Source organism: Streptomyces sp. HSW2009 (assembly GCF_040240285.1).
Taxonomy (GTDB): domain Bacteria; phylum Actinomycetota; class Actinomycetes; order Streptomycetales; family Streptomycetaceae; genus Streptomyces.
Window position 1 is genome coordinate 1 of record NZ_JBEHZD010000854.1, and the last position, 2,281, is coordinate 2,281.

The following is a 2,281-nucleotide window of genomic DNA, read 5'->3' on the forward strand; positions in this document are numbered from 1 at the left end:
GCCGGGTGGCCCGCCCGCCGGTGCCGCCGGCCGCGGTGGCGCAGCGGCAAGCCAGGGAGGTCCCGGCGGCCCGGGCGGCGCAGCAGGTCAGGCCGGCGGGCAGGCGCTCGCCGGGGCGCCGGGCACGGCCGGTTCCGTCACGGGTGTGGGCCACGCGCGCGTGCCGTTGCAGAACCGGGTGGCGGTGCCGCGCCAGCGGCTCACCGACCGCACCGACCGCGGCCCGGGCCACCGGGTGACCGCCGGTGACATCGCCGCACTGCGTTCGGTCGGCGAGCTGTTCCGGGCCCTGGACCACGCCTACGGCGGCGGTCACGCCCGGCAGGCCCTGGTGCGCTACCTGGAGCACGAGGGCGAACCCATGCTCCGCGGCAGCTACGGGGAGGCCATCGGCCGACGGCTGTTCGCCGCCGTCGCCGATCTGACCCGGCTGGCCGGCTGGACCTCGTACGACATCGCGGCGCACGGTCTGGCGCAGCGCTACTTCGTCCAGTCGCTGCGGCTCGCGCAGGCCGCGGGTGACCGGGCGTACGGCAGCTACGTGCTGGTCACGATGAGTCGGCAGGCCGTCTACCTGGGGCACGGGCGGGAGGCGGTGCAACTGGCGCGGGTGGCCCAGCAGGGCGTCGGCTCCGGGGCGCCGCCGGTCGTGCAGGCCCTGTTGCACGCGGCGGAGGCCCGCGGGCACGGGGTGCTCTCCGAGGCCCGCGCCTGCACGGCCTCGCTGGCCAGGGCGGAGCGGGCGCTGGAGACGGCGCGGCCGGGGGACGACGTGCCGCACTGGGCGCGGTTCTTCGACGAGTCGCAGCTCGCGGACGACTTCGGGCACTGCTACCGCGACCTCCAGCAGTACCGGGCCGCGGCCCAGCACGCGGAGCGCTCGCTCCAACTGCGCGGCACCGGGTTCGCCCGCAGCCGGGTCTTCTGCCGGGTGGTGCTCGCCACGGCCAGGCTCGGGCTCGGCGAGTTGGAGCAGGCGTGCGCGCTGGGCGCGGAGGCGGCGCAGCAGGCGTCGGAGATGCGGTCGGTGCGCGCGGTGGAGTACGTCCGCGACTTCGAGCGGCGGCTTGAGCCCTACCGGGACGCCGCTCCGGTGCGCGGCTATCGGGAGCGGGTGGCGGCCCTGGGGTGATTCCCGAACCCCGGGGTCCCGCCCCCACACCCGTGGAGAGCCTGGCTCCTCACATGACGAACGCCGAACGGGCGCAACGCTCCGTTCGGCGTTCGTCTGTCGTACGCGCGCTCCCGCTTCTCGTACGCGCGTTGCCGCCTCTCGTGCGCGCTGTCGTGCCTGTGCTGCCGCCCCTCGCGGGTGCTCTCGTACGCGTGCCGCCGCCGCACGGCGCGCACCACCCGCCGGCTAGGCCGCGGCGCTGAGCGGGGCCGGGTCGCAGCCCGGTTTGAGTCCGAAGTCGCGCAGCACCTCCCGGGCCGCCCGCCGGCCCGAGTACAGGGCGCCCTGGGCCGAACTGGTGTCGCGGTGGTCGCCGCACACGTACAGGCCGTGCAGCAGACGCACCGGGCGGCGCAGGTCGTGGGGGGCCGGCATGGCCGGCACCGCCTGTGGGTCGTGGAAGGCGCCGAGCAGGGACCAGCCGGCCGTCGAGGTGGCGTAGACGCGGGAGAGCTGGCCGCGCACGGCCGTGTCGAGCGCCGCCGACGGGGCCGTCGCGGCGGCGCCCAGGACGACCGCGGTGATCAGCGCCCGCCCGGACGGGCTGCGCCCCGGGTCCACCTCGCTCGTCACCGCCGTGTACGCGACGGGCCCGCGCCGGTCGCTGGTCAGGATGAGGGCGGGCTCGCCCAACGGGGCGCCGTCGGCGGCGTAGTGCACGACCGTCACCGGGTGGAAGGCCGGCAGCCGCAGGCCGGGCAGCAGGGCGGCGGCTGCCTCGGCGCCGGTGGCCACCAGGACCGAGCGGCAGCGCAGCTCGCCGTGGTCTGCCGTGGTCACCGAGGTGGTGGCCGCCGACAGGGCGCGTACCCCGGTGTGCACCGTGCCCGGCGGCAGCGCGGCGGCCAGCAGTTCGGGCACGGTGGCGGCGCCGCCCGCCGGCAGACACAGCCGGCCCCGCGCGTAGCCGCGCAGGGCGAGGTCGGCGCAGCGGCTTGAGGTGATCAGGTCGGGGTCGGCGAGCAGCGCGGTGAGCAGCGGGCGCAGGAAGCCGTCGACGGTGCGGGAGGACAGGCCGCGGACCGAGAGCGCGGCGGCGGCCGAGCGTTCGGGGCGGGCCAGCAGCCGGTGCGTGGGCACGGCGGCGAGTCGGCTGAGGGCCGCCCC

At 77.5% G+C, this 2,281-nt stretch carries 2 protein-coding genes; one reads left to right on the forward strand and one right to left on the reverse strand.

What is annotated here, in order from left to right:
* Nucleotides 1-1,132 (forward strand): NsdA family TPR-like regulatory protein (locus AAHZ94_RS32915; protein ID WP_349997374.1); only part of this gene is annotated, 1,132 nt, incomplete at its 5' end.
* A 228-nt stretch (nucleotides 1,133-1,360) separates the two neighbouring features.
* On the opposite strand, the gene AAHZ94_RS32920 is transcribed toward AAHZ94_RS32915, so the two are convergent.
* Nucleotides 1,361-2,281, reverse strand: a 921-nt coding sequence (locus AAHZ94_RS32920; RefSeq protein WP_349997375.1) for an FAD-dependent oxidoreductase, incomplete at its 5' end; no start/stop codon positions are given.